The organism is Pseudoalteromonas sp. MEBiC 03485 (assembly GCF_004195145.1).
GTDB lineage: Bacteria > Pseudomonadota > Gammaproteobacteria > Enterobacterales > Alteromonadaceae > Pseudoalteromonas > Pseudoalteromonas apostichopi.
This window is the reverse complement of the sequence record NZ_SGBT01000002.1, coordinates 309,419-333,615: the sequence shown is the minus strand read 5'-3', so window position 1 is coordinate 333,615 and position 24,197 is coordinate 309,419. Positions and strand designations below refer to the sequence as shown.

Sequence of the window (24,197 nt, the reverse complement as noted above, 5' to 3'; positions counted from 1 at the left end):
CAACAGGGGTTAAATTGAGTAACTTTTACGGCAGTAAAAATAGTTACTATTTAACATACCCTGCCATGCCGCCTTTTACCTATAATTATACAGAACTAACAATTGAAAATATAGTAACTATTTGTTTTGTATGAAAAATAAAATCTCATCAAGTATTTATCCGAAGTTTGTCAATGAGATATGAACGAATTGTTTGGAAATTATTTTGTCCGAATTTACTGTGTAAATTACTGATACTATCTTTGGATATAAATCGAGGTTATTGTTAACGTTAAAAACAAAATAGGGAACATGCATGCCAGTTGAACTAAAGGAAACATTAGTAATAGGTATCTCAGCAACAGCGTTTTGAATCGACAATGTTGTGGTAAATGACAAAATACTAGTCTCCAGCAAAATCTGAATCGTCAAACTCCGCAAACTCACTAGTAGTAAGCTCAAGTTTTTTGTATATGCTATGATTGAGGGTTTTTAATGCTAAAGCAATTCTAATTAAATCATTAGTTTTACGTGTCGCATCTTCACCATATTGTGCAGTTAATTCATCGATTATATCTTTATCAATACTTACATCTGAAATCTCAATTATTTGCTTTGATGGTTCAGGTTGTATCAACTTTGGAGATATATAGCTGTTTAGATAGTTAGCAATTTTCTCACTAGCATCTAATAATACTTGCCTATGTGTTTTAATATAGCCGCTTGTAACGTCGAAATAGTTTTGTGTATGGAACACTAATCGTTTTAATGTATAAATATTGATTTTGAGTTCATTGCCGTACGTGAGAAAGGTTTTTCTGTATATTCCAGTAGGGTAGAACCTAGTATTGGCTAGCTCTTGAATTTTTTTCTCATAGTGATGCTGATTAGGTTTAATGTGATCATTTTCAAGCACATTAAGAAATACATGATTGTGATCATAGTCATGTCTGATCTTAATCTCTCCTTTTTTCGCTTTATTTAATTTATCGGATTTAATTTCCTCCAGCTCTTTGATAACCAATTCAGCTTGCTGGTTTAATGGAACACGATAAATTGGTTCTCCATTTTTAAGACGTTCTGCTGCTTCTTTGTCATTCCACGACACAACGGTATAAGTTTTATCGTTATCTGAAATAGTTTCTATTTGATCCCATTGGATTCTAGCAACATCACCGGGCCTCCATCCAGTCCAAAACATGAAACGTAAAAAGTAATGTGCTCTGACTGCTCCCGGAATAGGTATATTGGTATACTTCATTTTAGGGTAGTCGTCTCTAGTCTCATTTTTAAGAGTTTTTAGTTGCATAATTGCTTGGTAATGGGCAGCAATGTGTTCTGTATCAAGACTTTCGTGGCGTCTTTTAGCTTTACCTCCGGGATTATTCCAACGCCCTCGAGCACGGCCCATGATTTTTACAGGGTTACGTTTAATATAATGCTCGTCATCCTGCTTTTCGTTAACTAGATCGATAGCCATATCATACAGAGAGCCTAAAAACTGAATAACTCTATCGCCTTCTGTAAATGCTTTGTTATTACCGTGGCCGTGATTGTTTGTAATACTTTTATGAAAGGATAGAACTGCTTGAGATGTAATGTCATTTAAGTCAGCATCCAAAAGACTTTTTAAATTGCTGGTCTTACTTTTGAAAGTATTTGTATTGACCAATTGCGATTCAGATTCTACATCCTGCCATTTTTGTTTTCTTTTTATGTGAATGTAGCTAAGAACATCTTTTTGGCGCTCATATCTGTCTCGCGTTTCTTTTTGAATGGTTCTGTTGTCCATGTATAAATTGTATGCATCTCGAATTGTGTAAACTCTGTTTTCACGTTTTTCTTTTTCAAGCTCTTCATACGGATCTTTTCCTCCTGCCATCCACGAAATAAATCGATAGGCAGTTTTTCTTGCTTCAAATAGGTCTATTTCACTTGCTTTGCCAATCACTCTTTTTTTTGCCCCACCAGATGCCCCCCTAATTCGCTTTTCGACAAAGTAGGTTGCATTACTGGAAGGATAAACTCTAATTCGTAAACCGTTAGCTGATTGATTCGTATCCTTGTAAACACGCTCTTCCTCTACCGGATATTTCGAGGTTAAAAGTTTTTTTATGTTGGTATGAGAAAATGAAAAATCTTTTAGTTGATCTCTCGGAAAATATTCGGCGAGGTTACTTTCTTTATTAGCCACCTTAGCTCCTTATGAGTGAATAAATAGTGCATAAAACCTGCATAAAGTTACTTTTTGCAGAGTGTCATAGGATACATATAGGCGACACTTCTTATTTATAATAGTGAATTGGAGACGTATAGGCTACATTTTTTATATTATTAACCTAATAGATAGGATAGGGCTTACTACTTACTTATAGTTGTAAGCCCTTTAAATAATTAGGTTTTTGATTCTTTTTTTAGGTTTTATTATTTCTTATAAATATCTGTTGTCATCTAAATAAGGGATTATGCGTTTTGATAACATGCTAACGCCTCCTCAACATTAAAGGCACCATCGAGTAATGATTTACCTAATATAACACCGCCAACGCCAAGTTTTTTCAGCTTTGCAATATCATCAAGTGAGCTTACACCGCCTGATGCTTGAACTTTAATATCGCTATTGTGGTTAGTTAGATCTTCATAAAGTGCAAATGAAGGGCCTGTCATCGTGCCGTCTTTACTGATGTCTGTACACAGAAAATCAATTACACCGAGAGCTACGTAAAAATCAACAAGTTCGAACAAACCAAACTTAGATTCACTTAGCCACCCATGTGTCGCTGGTGCCCAGCCGTTTTCCGTTTTATTTACATCAAGTGCTATAACGAAGTGCTTTGCACCAAATTTTTCAATCCAAGCTTGTACTTGCTCGCGCTTTTCAACGGCCATTGAGCCAATCACGACTTGGTTAGCACCGGCTTCAAGCCAGTCGGCAACATCTTGCTCAGAGCGAATACCGCCACCTACTTGATAAGGTACATTAAGCGCTTTGGTTGCCGCTTGAATATGCTGCCACTGTTTTTTATTTGGATCGCGCGCACCTTCTAAATCAACGAGGTGTAGTTTACCTGCGCCGCTATTTGCATATTCTTGTAAGCGTGCGCTAAGTTCGTAAGGGTAAAATTGTGCTGTATCATACTTACCTTGGTATAAGCGCACAATTTGGTTTTGTAATACATCGAGTGCTGGAATTATCACGTTTATTTCTCTTATTTTTTGCTGCGCTTACAGCTGCCAATCTAAAAAGTTTTGTAAAAGTCGGGTGCCTACTTTAGCACTTCGCTCAGGGTGGAACTGCATACCTGCGTAGTTATCTTTGGCAACAATCGCTGAAAAAGCTTGTCCGTATTCACCGCTAACTAAGGTGGCATCGTTCACTGTGTGAGCAAAGCTATGCACAAAGTACACTTGATCTTGCGCTGATAAACCTTTAGTGAGGGCATGCTCTTTTAAGACGCTTAGGTCGTTCCAGCCCATGTGCGGTGAAGTTAATTCACCTACATCAAGTTGCTTAACAATACCTGGGATTTTGCCAAGACAATCAACATTGCCTTCTTCAGTTTTGTCACAAAGTAATTGCATACCTAAACAAATTCCCATCAGCGGGCGCTGATATTCATCAATTGCTTGCTGCCAGCCACCGTCTTTTAAGCGTTTCATTGCAACAGAGGCATGGCCTACGCCAGGTAAAATCGCACGTTCAAAACCTTTTAATTGCTCAGGTGAAGTGATCACCTCTGGTGTTTTACCTAAGCGTTCAAAGGCAAAACGAACAGAGTTAATGTTGGCACAACCGGTATTAATTATAGCAATCATAAACACCCCTTAGAGCTAGCAGTTTGTTGCGAAGCATCTTTAGCAATCGCAGCGCGAAGTGCTCTAGCAAACGCTTTAAATAGACCTTCAACTTGGTGATGGCAGTTACCATCGCTAACCGACAGAATAAGGCTCATCGCAGCATTATCACTTAAGCTTTTAAAGAAATGTTCAACCATTTGTACGTCTAAGTCGCCTACTTTTTCACGGCTAAAATCGGCATTTAATACAAATGATGCACGGCCTGATAAGTCGATTTGTGCTTCAGCTTTGCATTCATCCATAGGCAATGCGAAACCATAACGACCAATTTGCGTTTTTGTACCTAATGCTTGTTTAAGAGCAAGACCAAGTGCAATGCCGATATCTTCAACTAGGTGGTGCTCATCAATGTGTAAATCGCCAGTTGCTTGAATATTAAGACCGATATTGGCATGGGTGCGAATTTGGTCAAGCATGTGATCGAAAAAGCCAAGGCCTGTGCTAATTTCACCATTTTTTGTTTGGTCTAAATTAACTTGCACATCGATTTGTGTTTCTTTGGTATTGCGAGTGACACGGCCTTCACGGTTCGCAGTTGTCAGCTTAGTGACAATGGCATCCCAGCTGCCATCATACAAAATGCCTTCGCAACATAAGTTCTTGGCAAGTCCGATATCTGTTTGGCGATCGCCAATCACAAATGAGCGTGCTAAATCGACTTTACCTGAACGCATTAGCTCAGTAAGTAATCCGGTTTTTGGCTTACGGCAGTCACAATTTTGTTCATCAAAGTGAGGGCAGATCAGAACCTCATCAAATTTGATTCCTTGGCTGTTTAAGATATTCATCATTTTGTCTTGAGCAATATCAAAATCAGCTGTTGGGAAGCTATCAGTTCCTAAACCATCTTGGTTCGAAACCATCACAAGGCGGTAACCTGCCGCTTGAAGTTGTAATAGAGCAGGGATCACATTCGGCAAAAACACCAATTTTTCAAGGCTATCAACCTGTTTGTCGGTGATTGGCTCTTCGATAATCGTGCCATCGCGGTCAATAAATAAATACGGGTTGCTCATGATAATTCCTGTTCTACTGTTTTGCTGGTCAGTGATAAGCCATCTAACCAAACTTTTACTTGTTCTAATTCTTGTTCATTACCGATAGAAATTCGTAGCCAATCATTTTCGCCATACAATGTGAAGGCACGCATCACAAGGCCCTGTTCAAGCGCGATAATAAATGATTGTTTGTCTTTTAATTTTAAGGTGACAAAGTTACCTTCACCGCTCAGTACTTTGATAACGGCAGGTGATTGCTCAAGCCAGTTTTTTAGTTTGGCTTTTAAGCTATTGAGAATTGTCACCTGACGTCGCATTGAAGCGATATTGTCACTACTTAATGCGTCTGCTGCAATGCTCGCAACAACGGTTGATACAGGGTAAGGCGCAATCACTTTACGAATAGGCGCAAGTAGCTCATTGTTAGCGAGTGTGAAGCCTGTTCTAAGACCCGCAAGTGCAAACGCTTTAGATAAGGTTCTCAGTACCACAAGGTTACTAAACTCATTAATGAGACTTGCAGCTGTTTGCTCTGGGCAAAATTCTATATAAGCTTCATCAACCACGACAATCGCTTTACCTGCAAGTTGCTGGGTGATTTTTCTGATTTTGTCTAGGCTAGTCATGCTGCCAGTTGGATTATTTGGATTACAAATAAACACCAGTTTTGAGTCAGCAACAGCGGTTACAATCTCATCAACCGTACCTTTTAATAACAGTTCTTGAGTTAAACCGTTAATCGCAATGTTGTGAGTGTCAGCGGTTACTTTGTACATGCCGTAAGTTGGCAAAAAGAGTGCAATGCTATCTTTAGCTGGACGACAAAACGTACGTACTAATAGCTCAATACCTTCATCAGCTCCGCGAGTCATTAGCACTTGCTCCGGCTCTAAATTAGCATAGCAAGCATAACGATTAATCACTTGCTGAGGCTGCGGATCTGGGTAGCGATTTAAATCAGCTAAATTGATATTTGGAGTACGTGAATATGGACTTTCGTTGGCATTTAACCAAGTAGTGCCTGTGAGCTTTTCACTTTTCGCTGAACTATAGGCTGTAAGTGCAGCAATGTTATCTGGCAACAGCGTTGTTATTTTTGCATTATCGCTCATTGTTCATAGCCTCAAGACGAATTGAAACAGCATTAGCGTGAGCATCTAGTCCCTCTGCTGCAGCTAAAGGTAAAATTGCTTTAGATAATTCACGTAAGCCATTTTTGCTGATGGTTTGCACTGTGTAAGTTCTAAAGAAGTCCAATAAGTTTAAGCTCGAATAGGTCGCACTGTAACCATACGTTGGTAGTACGTGGTTAGTACCGGACGCATAGTCACCGGCAGACTCAGGGGTGTAATCACCGACAAATACTGAACCGGCATTTTTCACTAAGCTTAGATAAGGCTGCGCATCAGCAAGTTGTAAAATAAGGTGCTCAGGACCATATTCAGCAGACACCGCAAAGGCTTGCTCAACCGAGTCCACTAATATCAAGCTTGAGTTAGCAAGGGCTTGTTCGGCAGTGTCTTTACGACTTAATTTTGCTAGCTGTTCTGTTAATGCTTGCTGTGTTTTTTCAATGATGCGTTCGTTGTTACATAGTAAAATAACTTGCGAATCAGCGCCGTGCTCCGCTTGCGATAGTAAATCTGCCGCAATAAACTCTGGGTTTGCACGCTCATCAGCAATCACTAGCACTTCAGAAGGGCCTGCTGGCATATCAATCGCCATACCCGGAATAGTTTGCGCAACAAGTTGTTTTGCCATAGTGACGAAACTATTTCCAGGGCCAAAAATCTTGTTTACTTTAGGCACTGATTCTGTGCCGTATGCCATCGCTGCAATCGCACCTGCGCCGCCACTTTCTACAATGGTTTTAATACCACATAGTTTTGCCGCATATAAAATGGCAGGGTTGATAGTTTCATCGGCTTTTACAGGTGTAGTAAGCACAACGGTTTGTGCACCACTTAACTGTGCAAGCACCCCTTGCATAATCACTGACGATGGCAGTGGCGCACTGCCACCTGGCACGTAAATACCAACCGCTTCAATGGCTTGATATTTAAGTTCACACAACACACCCGGTTGCGTTGTTAACTTAATGTCTTTGGGTAACTGTGCTTGGTGAAAGCGTTTAACATTGGCATAGGCCGTTTCGATAGCGGCTTTTAACTCGCTTGATAGTAACTGCTCAGCTTGATTAATTTCTTCAACCGGTACTAATAAGCGTGGTGTTTCGCGCTTATCAAACTCTTTTGCCATCTTTAATAACGCTGCATCACCATCTGTTTTAACTGCATTTAAGATGTCGATACAAATTGCTTCGACCTCTTTACTTGCAGTAACAGCAGGGCGGGTGAGTACCGCCTGCTGTGCTTGTTGATTTTCCTCATTCCAGCGAAACATGGATAATTACTCCATCATTTTTTCAATAGGCATAACAAGAATTGAGTTGGCACCCAATGCTTTTAACTGTTCCATCGTTTCCCAGAATAGGGTTTCGCTACTAACCATGTGCAGTGCTACATAATCGTCGCTACCTGCAAGCGATAGTAAAGTTGGTTGGCCAGTACCAGGTAGCAAGTCGCATACTTCATCAAGCTTTGCTTTAGGAGCGTGTAACATGATGTATTTACTTTCCTTAGCTTGACGAACACCACGTAGACGCGGCATTAGCGTATTGATTAAATCAAGTTTACTTTGATCTGCTAGGTCTTTGTTTTGAATTAAACATGCATTTGATTCTAAGATTGTGTCGCCTTGCATTAAGCCATTGGCTTCTAACGTTGCACCGGTAGACACTAAGTCACAAATCGCATCAGCCAGACCAGCACGCGGTGCCACTTCAACAGAGCCTGTTAACATTACCGTGCTTGCGTTGATGCCTTCACGTTTTAGATATTGGCTTAAAATTTCAGGGTATGTAGTTGCAATGCGTTTACCTTCGAACCAGCTTTTATCTTGTGGGCCAAGTTCTTGTGGCCATGCAAGTGCTAAACGGCAGTAACCAAAATCAAGTTTAGAAAGCTTATTTACTTCGAATGCCACACCTTGGCGTTCGCGTTCAGCTTGTACTTCAACGAGTACGTTTTCACCGACGATACCTAGGTCACATACACCGTCCATTACAAGACCCGGAATATCGTCATCGCGTACACGAAGTACATCAATTGGCATGTTGGTAGAGTGTGCGATTAAACGTTGTTCACGAAGATTTAATTTAACACCAAGTTGCTTAAGTAACTCTTGGCAGTCTTTTGATAAGCGGCCGCCTTTTTGGATGGCGATTCGTAAACGGTTGGTATTGCTCATTATTCATTTTCCTTTAATTCAAAAACTAAAAACCCCGAGGGAACCTCAGGGCGAAAATAAATAATTTGGTTGATTGCTCGCCAGAGGTTCCTTTTAGGAATAACCTCTCAGCGAAAAACCTGACAGGCTATTCCGGTGAATGATGGTGATGATGGATAGTTGTCAGATTGAAGCGCATAATTTTTCCTGTATTGCACTCGTTTGTATAAACCAGTGCGTAAATCTGTTTAAATAAGTTACGTATATAGATAAACATGCTTTGCTAATCTTTGGCAAGCATTTTTTTGCGAAATTAAAGTATATCTTATAACTGTCGATATATATTGGATAGGTAGGAGGTACAATAGGAGGTACAAATGGATATCATGATCCCCTTTTTAGGTCGAATAACGCGCTTACAGTTGGAGAGTAAAGGTGCGTTTCATATTGCGGGCGTAAAAGACGCGAACGTGCAGCGAATTGAACTCGAAAAGCGCCAAAAGCGTGAAATAGAGCGCCGTAAAAAAGCAGCTGAAAAAGCAGCTGAAAAAGATGATAAAAACAACAAAAATGCCATAGAGGAAGATGAAGAGGGTAATAAACACCTAGATACATGGGCTTGATACTCAATATAAGAATTTGTTTTTATGCAACAGGTCGTTTTTTTCTGCTAACGTAAATAAACACTTGTGTTGTTCCTTACAAGGCAATTCAATGGAAAAACCTTCAGTACCTTTAAACGAGCAAGCTAGGCTTGAAGAGCTTCGCTCGTTGGATGTTTTAGACTCTCAAAGTGAACCTGCCTTTGACCGAATCACTCGCCTTGCCCAACAGTTTTTCTCTGTGCCTATTTGTGTTATAAGCTTAATCGACGAGCAGCGACAGTGGTTTAAGTCATGTGTGGGGTTAGACGTCACAGAAACAGCGCGAGATATTTCTATTTGCGCCCATGCAATTTTATATAAAGACCCACTAGTGGTTGAAAATGCTTTAAATGATAAGCGCTTTGCAGACAACCCCTTGGTAATGGGTGATCCAAATATTCGCTTTTATGCGGGCTGCCCAATTACACTCAAATCAGGAAATAGAATTGGCACTTTGTGCCTTATCGATCATCAACCGCGCAGTTTTAATAAACAAGAAATTAAAGCGTTAACAGACTTTGCCGCAATTGTTGAACGAGAGTTTGCAATCATGCAGTTAGCGACTACCGATGAGCTTACCTTATTGCCTAATCGTCGAGGTTTTAATAGCACCGCAGAGCATTACCTTGATTTATGTATTCGCCATCATTTAAAGGCAAAATTAGTATTTATTGATTTAGATAACTTTAAAGCAATTAACGACAAATTTGGCCACGCCGCAGGCGATAGAGTACTGAAAGATTTTGCTGGGTTGCTAGAAAGATGTTGTCGTAAAGCTGATTTATATGCGCGTTTGAGTGGTGATGAGTTTGTTATTTTATTTACAGATTTAAATACCAGCGAATGCGAAGCAATCATGCAACGTTTGTTGCTGTCATTTAATCACTCACCCAATAGTTTTAATAACCAAGTTGAACTTGGCTTTTCTTATGGTATTGCTGATTTTTCAGACCAGCAGCCTTGTTCGTTGACTAAGTTACTTGCAGTTGCAGATGGTCGAATGTATGCCAATAAAGCACAAAAAAAGGCTCGATAATCGAGCCTTTAAAGTAAAAAGCGGTGCTTAATTTTTCGCTTCTGCCGATTGAATACTACTATGGATCAGCGGTGATATTGTTAAACCTTGTACGATGATTGAAAAAATGACTACCACGTAGGTTACAATAACGATTAAATCGTGTAGGTCAGAGCCTGCAATCATTACTTGATCTCGTGGGATCGCAGCAGCCATGGCTAGCGCTAAACCACCACGTAAGCCACCCCAAGTGAGTATCTTCACTGAGTGCTTATCGTATTTTCGATATTTTTTAAAGAACACAAATGGCGCACCTACACTTATAAAGCGAGCTAGCAATACTACAGGTACTATCAGTAAACCTAGGCCAACTTCTGCAAGGGTAATTGGCATAGTGACAATCAGCATACCGATGATCAAAAACAGCAAGGCATTTAAAAAGCTATCGGTGGCATGCCAAAAATCTTTTACATAGCGGGTATCTTCTGGTCCTGTGCGCTCGGTTGCCTTAGAGCGAGTAATATTGCCAAGTAAAATACCACTTGTAACCATGGCAAGAGCACCTGAAATTTCCCAAATATTTGCTGCGGCAAAGCCAGCGGTTGGTATTGTCAGTGTTAATAGCAAACGAATGTTCACATCGCGACTATTAATAATTAAAAAGTGCCCAACTAACGCAATTACTAGGCCAAACACGATACCGCCAATAGCATCCACTAAGAATAATTCAGCAACGTCAGTAAACGTGGCTTCGGTACCATAAAAGGCCACTGAAAATATCGTAGTGAAGATCACTAAACCAATGCCATCATTAAACAAAGACTCACCTTCAACTTGCACAGAAATACCTTCTGGGGCTCGCATTTGTTTAATAATGGCTAATACTGCAATTGGGTCGGTTGGGCTGATTAATGCTCCAAACAACAAGCAGTAAATAAACGGCACTGGCCAGCCAACAAAAGCAAATAAGTAATAGCTTAAGTAACCAACGATGACTGTGGAGGTAATCGTTGAAAATAATACTAATGCGGTTATTTCCCAACGCTGTTTACGAAGGGCTGCTAAGTTTATTTCTAATGCGCCAGCGAACAGTAAAAAACCCAACATGCCTTTTAATAGCAACTGATTAAAATTGATACTAGAGACTATTTGAGTTATTTCGAGGGCGGTGGTATCACCAAGCATTTTAACAGCAAGAATAAGTAGTAAAGAAATAACAACAGAGCCTGTTGTTATAGCAATAGTGGTTTGCATTTTGAGGATAAATTGGTTAGCAAAAGCAATAAAAATAGCTAATGCTGAAAGAAAACAAATGAGGTACCAAGCATTCATTGTTTGACCTTAAATATTTGTATAACAAGACGCAGAAAGCAGTCACTTTCTGGCGGCATATAGTACGCCTCTAATATAGGTATGTCACAGTGTTTATGCGATTTTTATTGTATTTTAGAGTAAAAATTCAATGCTCCGATTGCATATGTATAATAGGTGTTAAAAATGTCTAAAAAGAGACATAAAAAACCATACAAATATGCAATTATGATAAGCTCTGTTAGCTCAATCAGCAGGTTTAAATTGCGCAGACTCTTGGCTGGTATTAATAGCCCTAATTGGATAAGGAATAACGATTCCCTCTTCTGCGTAACGTTGATGTAATGCTTTAATAAACGCAGATTTCACCCAAAAACGGTTAAAATACTCTTTTGCTCTTAACATCACTGTAAAATTGATACTGGATTGATCAAAGGTGTGAAATACAACAAATGTATCGTAATCATCTACACCCCATTTGTGGCTTTTTAAAATCTGTCTAGCAACATCCAATGTAACTTGCTCAACCTTATCAAGATCTGACCCGTAGTGAACACCAACCTCAACAGGTACGCTAAGCTCTTTTTCTGGATAAAAATAGTTAATGATGCGTGATTTAGACAACTGGCTATTTGGGATCACTATCATATTATTAGGCAACATTTTTACCCAGGTTGAGCGCCAACCAATTTTCTCAACAAAACCTTGATCGCCACTTTCAAGCTCTATAAAGTCGCCAACCCGAATAGGTTTATCAACCACCAGCTGAACCCCAGAAAAGAAGTTTTCGAGTGTAGGTTGTAAAGCCAAAGCAACAGCAAGAGATGTAATGCCTAAAGAGGCAATAATAGGGGTGATAGAAATTCCTAACGTGCCCAATAACACCAGTAAGCCAACACATACTATTGCACAGCGGATCAAGCCTTTAATTATGCTATGGCTATTTGAAACCACAACCGAACGGGCACTGTAATAATCAACGGTGCCAAATAAGAAATGGTCTAAAAATAACACTAAGGCAAAAATACAAATAGCTTTGGCGGTGGCTGAAATCGGTAAGGGGTGCTCAGCCATAAAGCCAGTTGTGTTCAATAATTGACCAAAGATGATCACAAGCACCATCATTGTGCATAAGGTCAATGGCGTAGCAAGTGAGTCAACCAATAAAGAGTCGAACACAAAGTCGGTTCGCTGGGTCCACTTTTTTAAGCAATAAATAATAACAAACTTTAATAAAAACAATGCTATGGCAGCTAAAGTTGTGCCACCAATAACGACTAACCAAGGCTTATTTAGCCAATCGCTTTGTATCAGTTCAGTAATCATGCTTAATCCTTAAACCTTAGTTACTTGGTGTTATTGCAATTTATATACCTAGGCTTTTCTGCAATGAGTTATGTCTTCTAACTATCAAATAGAAAAGATGAGATGATAAAAATAAAAGGTACAAATGTTTAATAAATGTTATAAATTTGTATCATTAATTTTACACCTAAACTCCGTTTGTTAACATTTTGTACATATGAAATCCATTATCATATTGTTATTTAAGGAATAATGTTTTAGAGCTAATACTTTACTTGTAAATTTTTTGTTTCATTTTCAATTTCGCTCCATTCAATCTAGGCTGGTCATTAATCGGGAACAGTGCAGTCCGATTACAAGGAAAACATTAAATACATAACAATCTAACGGAGCGTAAAACGTGAATTTATCTAAAATCACACTAGCAACTCTTGCTGCTTTTGCTTTGACTCAAGCAACAAGTGCAGTAGCTGCGAATAAGAAATACCTAAACGAACAAACAGGGATTAACCAAGCTTTGCAAACCAATGCGTCATCGGTTTTGAGTGCAAATCCAAATCAGTTAGTTGGTTTAGGTGCAGGGAATGATTTAGTGGTATTAAAAGAAATCAAAACCAGTAACGGCAATACGACGCGCCGTTACCAACAAATGTATCAAGGTCTGCCTGTCATCGGCGATACGGTTAGCCTTACATTTGATAGTAATGGTCAGTTAAAGCGTGCACATGGTGCAGCTGTGTATGATATTGCCGCAGACATCGATTCTGTGTCTCCGGCACTTAACAAGAAAAAAGCAGTCGCTAAAGGGCTTGCTAATTCACCCGCTGCAATTAAGTCAGTCGGGTTAAAAAAACATAATGAACAATCACGTTTAGCTATTTGGCTAGATGAAGATAGTGTTGCTCATCTGGTGTATGAAGTTACGTACGTAACTTATGGCGAAAACCCATCTCGTCCGTACCAAATTATCGATGCAAACAGTGGCGAAGTATTATTTAGCTTCGATAACCTTCAACATGCCAGTGCAACAGGCCCTGGTGGTAACTTAAAAACAGGCAAATACATTTACGGCACTGACTTTGATAACCTAGATGTTGCTCAGTCGGGTAGTACCTGTACGATGAATAACGCTAACGTAAAAACCATTAACTTAAATGGTGGTACGAGCGGTTCGACAGCGTATTCGTTCACATGCCCTGAAAATACTTTTAAAGAAATTAACGGTGCGTACTCGCCTTTAAATGATGCACATTATTTCGGTAACGTTATTTTTAATATGTATAACGATTGGGTCGGTACTGCGCCATTAACTTTCCAGCTGAAAATGCGCGTTCATTATGGCAACAACTACGAAAATGCGTTTTGGGATGGTAGTGCCATGACTTTTGGTGATGGTCAAAATACCTTCTATCCACTAGTAAGCCTTGATGTATCAGCTCATGAAGTAAGCCATGGTTTTACTGAACAAAACTCTGGCCTTGTTTATTCTGGTAAATCAGGTGGTTTGAACGAAGCCTTCTCTGATATGGCTGGTGAAGCGGCTGAGTTTTATATGAAAGGCTCAAACGACTGGTTAGTGGGTCAGGAAATTTTTAAAGGTAACGGTGCATTACGTTACATGAATAATCCAACCCAAGATGGTAGCTCAATTGATCATCAAAACAATTATTACTCTGGCATGGATGTGCACTACAGCTCAGGTGTATTCAACAAGGCATTTTATAACCTTGCAACCACACCTGGTTGGGATACGCAAAAGGCGTTCGTGGTCATGGCTCGTGCTAACCAACTTTACTGGACTGCCAGCACAAACTGGGATTTAGCAGGTAATGGCGTGATGGATGCGGCCTGTGATTTAAGTTATGACCCAGCAGATGTACAGGCGGCACTTGCGGCAGTCGGTGTGACTTCAAGCTTAAGCGCAGGTAGCAGTTGTGGTACGACTGAGCCACCTCCAAGCGGTGATGAAGAGCTAACTAATGGCGTTGCACGCACAGGGATCAGTGGTGGTGCTAAAGATCAAATGTTCTTTACCCTCGAAGTACCAGCAGGTGCAACAAATTTACAATTCAATACAACAGGTGGAAGTGGGGATGCAGATCTCTATGTAATGTATGGTGCAAAACCAACATTGAGCAACTTTGATTGTAAAAGCACTTCATCTACTAGCACAGAAAACTGCGCTATTAGTAATGTGCAAGCAGGTACTTACTACGTAATGGTGGAAGCTTGGAATGAAATTTCAGGTGTATCACTAACTGGTAGCTTTGATTCGGGCAGCGGTGGTGGTGTAACACCTATTAACCGCACTGAGTCTAACTTAAGTGTTGCTACAAATAGTTGGACTCGTTTCACGCAAGACCTAGATGCTGGGTATTCGTCACTTGATGTGACTATTTCTGGTGGTTCAGGTGATGCTGACTTGTATGTGAATTTTGGTTCGCAATCGACTACATCTAGCTATGACTGCCGTCCTTATAAAAATGGCAATAGCGAAACCTGTACATTTACAAATCCTCAAGCGGGTACTTGGTATATCGACCTTCGCGGCTATCGCGCTGCAAGTGGTGTAACACTCACCATTTCGGCTAACTAGCCACCCTTTTAGGGAGCTCCGGCTCCCTTTTTTTATTTTTAATAAGGAGCGATTATGACAACCCGCCTAAAGCAGTGCCTAGTGGGCTTTGCCACTCTGTCACTGAGCCAATTAAGTTATGCAGAACAAGACGAAACAATTTGGGTGACCATTGATGCCCTTGCTGCAGAGCACTTTCAACAAGATACAGTGAGTAAGCATAAACTAAACAGTAATTTTGCGATGCAAAAATCAGTGTTGAATCAAGTTAATTTTATGCGCGTTAACAAACAGGATATCGCTGGTTTAAGTGAATTTATGCACGATAATTATCATCGCTGTGGTGGTTTTGTAGCCCATGACTCATTAGCAGATGCAGAGCTATATACTCAGCAATTAAATGCGCTGTCGCAGACTGCGATGAATGCAAGCTTGGTAAATTACAGTATTGATAATGCCGCGACAGTCAATGCGCTATTATCATCGATTAATAGTAGTGAACTGAGCGATACGGTTAATAGCATGATGAACTTTCATAACCGTTATTATTCAGTGCAAAGTGGTGTTGATGCGGCTGACTGGTTAAAGAGTCATTGGCAACAAATTGCCAGTAGTCGTAGTGATATCAGTGTTGAGTACTTTAACCATAGTTTTTCGCAGTCATCAGTTATTGTAACCATACCTGGTGCAGAAAAAGCAGATGAAATCGTCGTTATTGGTGGTCATTTAGATTCAATCAATCAGTCAAACCCGAGTAATGGACGTGCTCCCGGTGCAGACGATAATGCCTCTGGCATTGCGGTGCTCACACAAACCTTGAAAGCGATTGTGGAAAATAACTACCAACCTCAGCGAACGATTCAAATAATGGGATTTGCCGCTGAAGAAGTGGGTCTTAGAGGCTCGAAAGATATTGCACAAAGCTATAAATCACAGGGTAAGAATGTTGTTGGCATGGTGCAATTTGATATGACCGGTAATAACGGCAGCAGCACCGATATTGTGATGATGACGGATTACACTAATTCATCGCAAAACCAGTATCTATCGCAATTGCTCGATGCTTATCAACCCACAGTGAGCTATGGCTTTGATCAATGTGGTTATGGCTGCTCAGATCATGCCTCTTGGTATCAGCAAGGGTTTGCCGCCTCAATGCCATTTGAATCTACAATGAGTGATATTAACCCAATGATCCATACATCAAATGATGCCCAGTTTGATGCGGCTCACGCGAGTAAATTTGCAAAATTGGCCGTGAGCTATGTTGCTGAAATGGCGAAGAATGCTGGTGATGTAGTGACTGAGCCAACTAATGAGCTTGCAAATGGTGTAACTAAAACGGGTTTGGCGGGCTCAGCAAAAGAGCAACTTTTCTTTACGCTAGACGTACCCGCAATGAGTAGTAACCTTGAGTTTGTAACTGAGGGCGGCTCAGGTGATGCCGATTTATACGTGAAGTTTGGCAGTAAACCGACATTACAAGACTTTGATTGTAAAAGTACTACCTCTACAAGTAATGAAAGCTGTGTGATGTCGTCTGTTCAAACGGGCACTTATCATGTCATGGTTGAAGCGTGGAATCAGATTTCGAATGTGTCACTTACGGGAAGTTTCAGCACTTCTGGTGGCAGCGAAAACATTGACAGAACTGAGACAAATATTAGTGTCGCAACAGGGAGTTGGCAGCGCTTTACTCAACAAATACCAGAAGGCCTTAGTAATTTTACAGTGACTATTTCCGGCGGTAGTGGCGATGCTGATTTGTATGTTAACTATGGCTCAGCGTCGACAAGTTCAAATTATCTGTGTCGACCCTACAAAAATGGTAACGAAGAAAGTTGTCAATTTGATAACCCGCAAAGTGGTACTTGGTATATAGATTTGCAAGGTTACCGAGCCGCTTCGGGCGTGACATTAACGATTCAAGGACAATGATTTAAGAGCAATCATACTTTTAACCATGAGGAAGCCTTGCTTCCTCATTTAGTCTTGCCCTTGGCAAGTCAGTTACGTAAAATCTGCTCATCACTTTTAATCTATTGGCGAAGTTTATCAAACAACTTTTCAGTGCCACTGGCCCCCTTGCACTTTCTCTTGATGGATATACTCCTCGGCAGCCACAAATTGACATGGCCGTTGCAGTTGACGATGCCTTAAAAAAACGTCACCAATTAGTGGTTGAGGCGGGCACAGGCACGGGTAAAACCTATGCTTACTTAGCGCCTGCGTTAAAATCAAAAGGCAAAACCATCATCTCAACGGGTTCAAAAGCACTGCAAGAGCAGTTGTTTCACCGTGATTTACCCAATTTAGTCAAAGCACTGAGCGCCACCAAAAAAGTCGCCCTTTTAAAAGGCCGCGCGAATTATTTGTGTACGTATCGTTTAAGTCAGCATGTCGCGCATGTGCCAACAGATGATCCAGATGTAATGCATCAACTTGCGATGGTGGCAAAGTTTGCAAGTGAAACCCGTTCAGGCGATTTAGCAGATTGTATTGGCATAGAAGAAGACGCCAAGGTACTGCCTTATGTTAGCTCAACCGCTGATAACTGTTTGGGTAAAGAGTGCCCAGATTTCCAAGATTGTTATATTCGTAAAGCACGATTAAATGCAATGGAAGCCGATGTGGTGGTGATCAACCATCATTTATTCTTTGCAGATATGGCAGTAAAAGACACTGGCTTTGCTGAACTTATGCCAACCGCCGATGCCTACATCTTTGATGAGGCTCATCAACTGAGTGAAATTGCCAGTGACTATTTTGGTGAAAGTGTAAGTACCAAAAAGCTGGTGGATTTAATTAATGATTTACGAGCGATTTACCGTGCCGATATTCCCGATATGCTGCAATTAGGTAAAACTCTCAACAAGTTAGAAACTAGTGTCGCAGATTTACGCTTGCAGTTTGGGCTAGATGGGAGTCGTGGTGATTGGCGCGAAAAGCTAGCCGATAAAGATATTTGTGCTGCATTGCACCGGGTGATCAGTGATCTTGACTTTTTATACCAGGTGTTGAAATTATGCTTAGATCGTAGTGAAAAAATCGAGCATCCGTTTGAGCGTACATTAGCCTTTAAAGGTCAGTTAGAGCGGGTATTTGATACTGCACAAACGGGCTATAGTTATTGGTACGAAACAACCCGCCGATACCTAACGGTGAACATTACGCCACTCAATGTGTCAGCTAAATTCGCACAAATGATGAAAGACACTGGGGCTGGTTTTGTGTTTACATCGGCCACTTTATCGGTCGATAACGACTTGGCACATTTTAATGCCAGCCTTGGTCTAAAACCAACACAAAGTATGATTGTTGAAAGTCCATTTGATTATCAACAACAAGCAATGCTTTGTTTACCGCGCTATTTACCTGAGTCTCATGCGAATAATATGCCCCATGCTATTATCAAGCTGACCCTTGAGTTGATTAAATCAGCAAAAGGTCGCTGCTTTGTGCTGTTTACTAGCTATCGTATGATGCATTTAGTGGCTGAAGGTTTAACGACACAAATGGATTATCCGGTTTATATGCAAGGGCAAATGTCAAAACGCATTATACTTGAGAAGTTTACCCGTCATGGTAATGCCGTTTTACTCGGCACAGCTTCATTTTGGGAAGGTGTAGATGTTAGAGGCAGTACATTAAGTTGTGTTATCATTGACAAATTGCCGTTTGCCGCACCAGATGACCCATTATTGCAAGCAAAAATGCAAGATTGCCAATTACAAGGCAAGGACCCATTTGCACATATTCAATTACCCCAAGCGGTCATTGCATTAAAGCAAGGGGTAGGGCGACTTATTCGCGATAGTAAAGATAAAGGTGTGCTGGTTATTTGCGATAACCGCTTAGTAACACGCCATTACGGCCAAGTATTTTTAAAAAGTTTGCCACCAATGCGCCGCACGCGCGATTTAGCAATGGCAAACGCGTTTTTAGAACAGATCAATTAGAGTAACTTAGATGATTAAACACAATATTCTTGCCTTAGATGCATCAACTGAAGCTTTATCGCTGGTGCTACATTATCAAGGGCAAACATTTCATCATTTTGAAGAGTGCCCACAGCAGCACAGCCAAAAAATCTTGCCTTTAATTGATGAGTTACTCGCTAAGGCGCAATGTAAATTAGCAGACTTAGATGTTATTGGGTTTGGTCAAGGACCGGGCAGCTTTACAGGAGTGCGTATCAGTGTCGCGATTGCGCAAGGCTTAGCATATGCCGCACGCTTGCCTTTGGTTGGTGTATCAACATTACAGATGATGGCGCAACAAGCATTTGAACAAGACAAAGTTAGTGATGTGTTTTCAGCGATTGATGCGCGTATGGGTGAAATATATTATGCCCACTACAAGGCTGATGAAAATGGCTTAATGACGCTTGTTGATGAAGAGCAAGTAATTAAACCTGAGTTGCTAACGTTACCTGAAACAGCAGCAACTGCGGTGGGCACTGGTTGGAAAACCTATCCTGCGCTTGTCACTGAACTTGCAAATGTAAGTCTAAATGAAAACATTTTACTGCCTGATGCGAAGTACATGCTAGCCTGGGTTGCAACTGCCTTCGCTAGCGGTGATACAGTAACTGCAGCGAATGCGCAGCCTAAATATGTTCGTGATACAGTGACTTGGAAAAAACTACCTGGCCGAGAATAAAGAGACGATTAACGACACTTGCGTGCTTGTCAGTTATGGCACATAATTTAGTCATGTTTGATGTGGAATTACTAGTTTGACTTTACCTATTGGCTCAGGCTTTTATACCGGTGACATTCCCGGTCAATATAGCCGTAAAAATACCGTTACTGATAAGCCTAAAGCGATATCAGATCAAACGGCTGAGCAAAAGTCGTCAACAGAGTATGTTAAATCAAGCCCTCAAGCAGTTGCTATTGCCGATGAATTTAAAGCTGAGTCGCAAAGCTACCAGCAAACAATTTATGATAAACCAAGCAACCCAAAAACAAGTCGTGCTATTTCAACCTACACTGAGTTTGCTAACTTAGAGCGCCGTGCCGAAGTGCAAAGCTTAATTGGCGTTGATGTATACGCTTAATTAATAAAGCAAGCAACTGAATTAAAATGAAAAAAGCCTAAACAAATGTTTAGGCTTTTTTTATGATTGGACAGTATTCAATATAAATTACTGTTTTATATAATCAATCAGTTTGTCGGCAATCGCGGTATTGTTTTGCGAACCGTAGAAATCTTCAGCACGTTTACCATAGGCAAATACTTGTACATCAATAGCGGTGTGGCCGCCAGTAGTCCAACCTGTGAAGCTTGCATGATTGATGATATCTTTTACAGCAAGTAAAAGTGCTTTATCACCCATTTTCTTAGCTTGGCTAAGCTTAATGCTGTTTGCATCAGTGAATTCGATATCAGAATACTTTTGCCATACTGCTTTTAAGTCATCGCTTTCAAGTAGATCTTTTGTGATGGTGCCAGCAGTTGCTTTAACACCTTTAACAACGTCTGTTTCCCACTTATATTGACCATGAGCACCGAGTGTTAAGCCACCTGTTGAGTGATCGGCAGTGATAACAAGCAGGGTATCAGGGTTTTTATCTACATACGCTTTTGCTTGTTCAATCGATTTAGCAAAGTCATCCATTTCGCCCATTGCACATGCAATGTCGTTTGCATGACCACACCAGTCAATTTGGCTACCTTCGATCATCACAAAGAAACCTTTGTCGTTTTGACCATCAAGTAAATCGAGTGCTTTCGTTGTCATTTGCGTAAGGCGCGTTGGATTTTCGTCAAGCGCAAACGGTAAACCGACTTCAGCGAATAAACCAAGCGCTGGAACTTGCTTTAAGTCATTCATTGCTGCAAAGTCATCGCTGTACTGATAGCCAGCCGCTTTAAACTCTTCTACAAGGTTACGGTCTTCACGAACGTAATATTTCGTGCCGCCACCTAACATTAAATCAACCGGCAATTTGCCTGCGATTTTGTTATCGATATAGTCGTTGGCAATCTCGTCATAATTACGGCGAGATTCGTTATGTGAAGCAAAGCTTGCAGGGGTTGCGTGGTTAATTTGTGATGTCGCCACTAATGCTGTGGTCATACCGCGTTCTTTGGCAACTTCTAGCATGGTTTTTACTGGTTTTTTATCAGTATCAACAGCAATTGCGCCATTATAACTTTTATGACCACTACTAAGAGCTGTTGCACCCGCTGCACTGTCTGTTACATAAGTATGATCATCTGGGTAAGTATGCGCCATACCACGTAAAATAGTATCGAAAACAGTTGGGTCAACAACTTTAGTATTTGGATCATCTTTAAAGTAACGATATGCAGTTGTGTACGCTGGGCCCATACCATCACCAATCATATAAATAATGTTTTTTGGTGCTGATTCAGCCATTACTGAGCCTGCTGAGCATAATAATGCTAAAAGACTTAATTTTAATTTCATTGATGTAACCTTATTATTGTGCCCTTATTTATACTGCGAGGATTATTGTATACTAGCCAGAGGATAAATAAACGCCTTTAAGTTGAAACGCTTAATAAATAGGAGTAATTGTGCAACCATTTTCTTTTCAAACTGGCACTCAGGCAATGCATGGCCTAACCTTTGGTCATGGCGATGAGGTCGTGATTGCCTTACATGGTTGGCTTGATAACGCACATAGTTACATACCTATGTTACAAAATGTGCAGCTTAACCAGCGTTGGTATTGTCTCGATTTTCCTGGTCATGGTTTATCAGATTGGCGAAGTAGTGACGCACACTATTACTTTATTGACTACATTGATGACGTTTATAAATTTGTTGAGTCACTTGATGTGACTAAAGTGCATTTAGTTGGTCATTCAATGGGGGCTATGGTTGCTGGAGTTTTTGCCAGCTGCTTTCCTGAAAAGGTAGCATCGGTAAACTTCATTGAGGGCATTGGTTGCGTTACAACCGACAGCAATGACGTGAGCAGCCAACTCCGTAAAGCGATTTTAAATAGAGCGCGGGTAAACAGTAAAGGCCCTCGCGCTTTTGACTCAAAAGCGCACATTATTAGTGCAAGGCTCGCAAGTGGTGACCTTGAATACCCACAAGCAGAGCTACTGATGACACGAAATTGTTACGAAAAAGCAGGTAAGTGGTATTTGACAACCGATCCAAAACTTAAAAATCACTCAGGGTTTCGCTTTGATGAGGCACAATGCATTGCAACCATCAAACAAATTAACGCACCATGTCAGCTTATCTTAGGGGCGAAGGGTTACCCTTTTGTTAAAGATAACCTAGAGGCATATGGTAAATATTACAAGGAGTTAAAAATTCATGAGATACCAGGAGGTCACCATTGCCATATGCAAAGTCCTGCATTAACCTTAGAGCACATTCATGCATTTATTGGGCAGTATAAAGCAAGTTAATTGTATAATTGCACCAAATGTGGGATTATCTGCACCATTAGAGTATTTACTCCATTGAGAAACTGCCTTAGTTAGATTAAGGTTATTAAAAAATATAATTATAAACAGGAGCTAAGAGTGGAAAAAATCTGGCTTAAACGCTACCCAGAAGGTATGCCTGAAACAATCGACCCTGAGCATTATCACTCGCTACTCGACTTGTTTGAAAAAAGTTTTGCTGACTATAGTGACCTTCCAGCATTTACCAACATGGGTAAAGTGTTGACCTATAGTGAGTTAGACAGTGCTACAAAACGTGTTGCGTCGTACATTCAAAATGATCTTGGTCTAAAAAAAGGCGATAAAGTAGCGGTGATGATGCCGAATCTACTGCAAACGCCTGTGACTATTTTAGGTATTCTTCGTGCTGGTTGTGTGGTGGTTAACGTAAATCCACTTTACACTGTGCGTGAATTAGAGCACCAGTTAAATGACTCAGAGTCATCAGCAATTTTCATTCTTGCTAACTTTGCCGATACCCTAGAAAAAGCATTACCAAAAACTAACGTTAAGCACATTGTGGTTACCCAAGTGGGTGATATGGTGGGCGGTCTTAAAAAGCACATTGTTAACCTTGTGGTTAAGCACGTTAAGAAAATGGTGCCTAGCTACACATTACCAAATGCAATTAAATTTGCAGATGCACTAGCTGGTAATGAAGCGAGTTACAAAAAGCCTGAAGTTGATTTAAACGACTTAGCATTCTTACAATACACAGGTGGTACAACGGGTGTATCTAAAGGTGCAATGCTATCTCATGGCAACATGGTTGGTAACCTTGAGCAAGTATCTGGTTGTTTAGATAATGTACTAGAGCGAGGTAAAGAAGTGGTTATTACGGCACTGCCGCTTTATCACATCTTTGCATTAACTGCGAACTGCCTAACATTTATGAAATATGGTGGTTTAAACGTACTTATCACTAATCCACGTGATATGCCGGGCTTTGTAAAAGAGTTAACACAACACAAATTCACTGCGATAACGGGAGTAAACACCCTATTTAATGGTTTATTAAATACCCCGGGTTTTGCTGAGCTTGATTTCTCGAGCTTAAAAATGTCGCTTGGTGGTGGTATGGCGGTACAACGTCCTGTAGCTGAAAAATGGCAAGCTGTAACAAAAACCAAGCTAATGGAAGGGTATGGTTTAACTGAATGTGCACCACTTGTAACACTAAGCCCATATGACCTTGACGGTTATAACGGTTCAATTGGATTACCTGCACCAAGTACTGATATCAAGCTAATGCTTGAAAATGGTGAAGAAGCAGCTAAGGGTGAACCTGGAGAGCTTTGGGTTAAAGGCCCACAAGTAATGCAAGGTTACTATAATCGCCCTGATGCAACAGCTGAATGTTTAAAAGACGGTTGGTTTGCAACAGGTGATATTGCAACTTACGATGATGAAGGTTTCTTCTATATTGTTGATCGTAAGAAAGACATGATTATCGTATCAGGCTTCAACGTGTTCCCAAATGAGATCGAAGAAGTAGTCGCAATGCACGATGGCGTGCTTGAAGTAGCTGCTATCGGTATCCCTCATGAGGTAAGTGGCGAACAAGTTAAAGTTTTTGTCGTGAAAAAAGATCAATCTTTAACTGAAAAAGATATAATAAAGCACTGTCGTGATAATTTAACGAACTATAAGGTGCCTAAACTCGTTGAGTTTAGAGATGAACTACCAAAAACAAACGTTGGTAAGATTCTCAGAAGAGCCTTAAAGGACGAAGAAAAATAATTAAAGCCGGCATTAGCCGGCTTTTTTATGGTAAAGAAAGGGGT

General features: G+C 40.5%; 19 protein-coding genes. 9 read left to right on the top strand and 10 right to left on the bottom strand.

What is annotated here, in order from left to right; translation table 11 throughout:
• Positions 1-382 precede the first annotated feature (382 nt).
• The 7 genes from EVU92_RS18365 to hisG all read right to left on the bottom strand — a co-directional run bounded on the left by EVU92_RS18365 (position 383) and on the right by hisG (position 8,144).
• Positions 383-2,173: an integrase arm-type DNA-binding domain-containing protein gene (locus EVU92_RS18365; protein ID WP_130052612.1), complete on the bottom strand. Its 1,791-nt coding sequence runs from the start codon at positions 2,171-2,173 to the stop codon at positions 383-385.
• Between the two features lie 269 nt (positions 2,174-2,442).
• Positions 2,443-3,177, bottom strand: a complete 735-nt coding sequence (locus EVU92_RS18360) for a 1-(5-phosphoribosyl)-5-[(5-phosphoribosylamino)methylideneamino] imidazole-4-carboxamide isomerase (RefSeq protein ID WP_130052611.1) — start codon at positions 3,175-3,177, stop codon at positions 2,443-2,445.
• A 27-nt stretch (positions 3,178-3,204) separates the two neighbouring features.
• Positions 3,205-3,795: an imidazole glycerol phosphate synthase subunit HisH gene (gene hisH, locus EVU92_RS18355; protein ID WP_130052610.1), complete on the bottom strand. Its 591-nt coding sequence runs from the start codon at positions 3,793-3,795 to the stop codon at positions 3,205-3,207.
• On the bottom strand, positions 3,792-4,853 hold the full coding sequence (hisB, locus tag EVU92_RS18350; RefSeq protein ID WP_130052609.1) for a bifunctional histidinol-phosphatase/imidazoleglycerol-phosphate dehydratase HisB: 1,062 nt from the start codon (positions 4,851-4,853) through the stop codon (positions 3,792-3,794). The genes hisH and hisB overlap by 4 nt, the downstream gene beginning before the upstream one ends.
• Positions 4,850-5,947, bottom strand: coding sequence for a histidinol-phosphate transaminase (gene hisC / locus EVU92_RS18345; protein WP_130052608.1), 1,098 nt, complete (start codon positions 5,945-5,947; stop codon positions 4,850-4,852). Before hisC ends, hisB begins: the two co-directional genes overlap by 4 nt.
• Positions 5,937-7,238 (bottom strand): histidinol dehydrogenase, encoded by a 1,302-nt coding sequence (hisD, locus tag EVU92_RS18340; protein ID WP_130052607.1) that lies wholly within the window; start codon positions 7,236-7,238, stop codon positions 5,937-5,939. The genes hisC and hisD overlap by 11 nt, the downstream gene beginning before the upstream one ends.
• A 6-nt stretch (positions 7,239-7,244) precedes the next feature.
• On the bottom strand, positions 7,245-8,144 hold the full coding sequence (hisG, locus tag EVU92_RS18335; RefSeq protein WP_130052606.1) for an ATP phosphoribosyltransferase: 900 nt from the start codon (positions 8,142-8,144) through the stop codon (positions 7,245-7,247).
• A gap of 356 nt (positions 8,145-8,500) precedes the next feature.
• Here hisG and EVU92_RS18330 point away from each other — a divergent pair, with 356 nt between their 5' ends.
• Together EVU92_RS18330 and EVU92_RS18325 are read left to right on the top strand one after the other, a co-directional pair.
• The gene (locus tag EVU92_RS18330; RefSeq protein ID WP_130052605.1) at positions 8,501-8,746 is read left to right on the top strand and encodes a hypothetical protein; all 246 of its coding nucleotides are present in this window, start codon (positions 8,501-8,503) and stop codon (positions 8,744-8,746) included.
• Positions 8,747-8,837: 91 nt separating this feature from the next.
• Positions 8,838-9,803 (top strand): sensor domain-containing diguanylate cyclase, encoded by a 966-nt coding sequence (locus tag EVU92_RS18325; RefSeq protein ID WP_130052604.1) that lies wholly within the window; start codon positions 8,838-8,840, stop codon positions 9,801-9,803.
• 27 nt (positions 9,804-9,830) lie between these two features.
• On the opposite strand, the gene EVU92_RS18320 is transcribed toward EVU92_RS18325, so the two are convergent.
• Together EVU92_RS18320 and EVU92_RS18315 are read right to left on the bottom strand one after the other, a co-directional pair.
• Entirely contained in the window at positions 9,831-11,114 is a 1,284-nt protein-coding gene (locus EVU92_RS18320; protein ID WP_130052603.1) for a sodium:proton antiporter, read from the bottom strand.
• A gap of 225 nt (positions 11,115-11,339) precedes the next feature.
• Positions 11,340-12,419 carry a mechanosensitive ion channel family protein gene (locus EVU92_RS18315; RefSeq protein ID WP_205987949.1) on the bottom strand — a complete coding sequence of 360 codons (1,080 nt, stop codon included), beginning with the start codon at positions 12,417-12,419 and terminating at the stop codon, positions 11,340-11,342.
• 379 nt (positions 12,420-12,798) lie between these two features.
• On the opposite strand from EVU92_RS18315, the gene EVU92_RS18310 reads away from it, so the two are divergent.
• From EVU92_RS18310 to EVU92_RS18290, 5 genes are all read left to right on the top strand, one after another.
• Positions 12,799-14,994: a pre-peptidase C-terminal domain-containing protein gene (locus EVU92_RS18310; RefSeq protein WP_130052602.1), complete on the top strand. Its 2,196-nt coding sequence runs from the start codon at positions 12,799-12,801 to the stop codon at positions 14,992-14,994.
• A gap of 54 nt (positions 14,995-15,048) precedes the next feature.
• The gene (locus EVU92_RS18305; protein WP_130052601.1) at positions 15,049-16,911 is read left to right on the top strand and encodes a M28 family metallopeptidase; all 1,863 of its coding nucleotides are present in this window, start codon (positions 15,049-15,051) and stop codon (positions 16,909-16,911) included.
• A gap of 104 nt (positions 16,912-17,015) precedes the next feature.
• On the top strand, positions 17,016-18,932 hold the full coding sequence (locus tag EVU92_RS18300; protein WP_130052600.1) for an ATP-dependent DNA helicase: 1,917 nt from the start codon (positions 17,016-17,018) through the stop codon (positions 18,930-18,932).
• A gap of 10 nt (positions 18,933-18,942) precedes the next feature.
• The gene (tsaB, locus tag EVU92_RS18295; protein ID WP_130052599.1) at positions 18,943-19,635 is read left to right on the top strand and encodes a tRNA (adenosine(37)-N6)-threonylcarbamoyltransferase complex dimerization subunit type 1 TsaB; all 693 of its coding nucleotides are present in this window, start codon (positions 18,943-18,945) and stop codon (positions 19,633-19,635) included.
• A 76-nt stretch (positions 19,636-19,711) separates the two neighbouring features.
• Complete coding sequence (locus EVU92_RS18290) at positions 19,712-20,035, top strand: hypothetical protein (RefSeq protein ID WP_062565644.1); 324 nt, start codon at positions 19,712-19,714, stop codon at positions 20,033-20,035.
• Between the two features lie 87 nt (positions 20,036-20,122).
• Here EVU92_RS18290 and EVU92_RS18285 read toward each other — a convergent pair whose 3' ends face one another.
• Positions 20,123-21,412: an alkaline phosphatase gene (locus EVU92_RS18285; protein WP_054563873.1), complete on the bottom strand. Its 1,290-nt coding sequence runs from the start codon at positions 21,410-21,412 to the stop codon at positions 20,123-20,125.
• Positions 21,413-21,522: 110 nt separating this feature from the next.
• On the opposite strand from EVU92_RS18285, the gene EVU92_RS18280 reads away from it, so the two are divergent.
• Both EVU92_RS18280 and fadD read left to right on the top strand, forming a co-directional pair.
• The gene (locus EVU92_RS18280) at positions 21,523-22,374 is read left to right on the top strand and encodes an alpha/beta hydrolase (protein ID WP_130052598.1); all 852 of its coding nucleotides are present in this window, start codon (positions 21,523-21,525) and stop codon (positions 22,372-22,374) included.
• 117 nt (positions 22,375-22,491) lie between these two features.
• Complete coding sequence (fadD, locus tag EVU92_RS18275) at positions 22,492-24,153, top strand: long-chain-fatty-acid--CoA ligase FadD (protein WP_130052597.1); 1,662 nt, start codon at positions 22,492-22,494, stop codon at positions 24,151-24,153.
• The last annotated feature ends 44 nt before the right edge of the window (positions 24,154-24,197 follow it).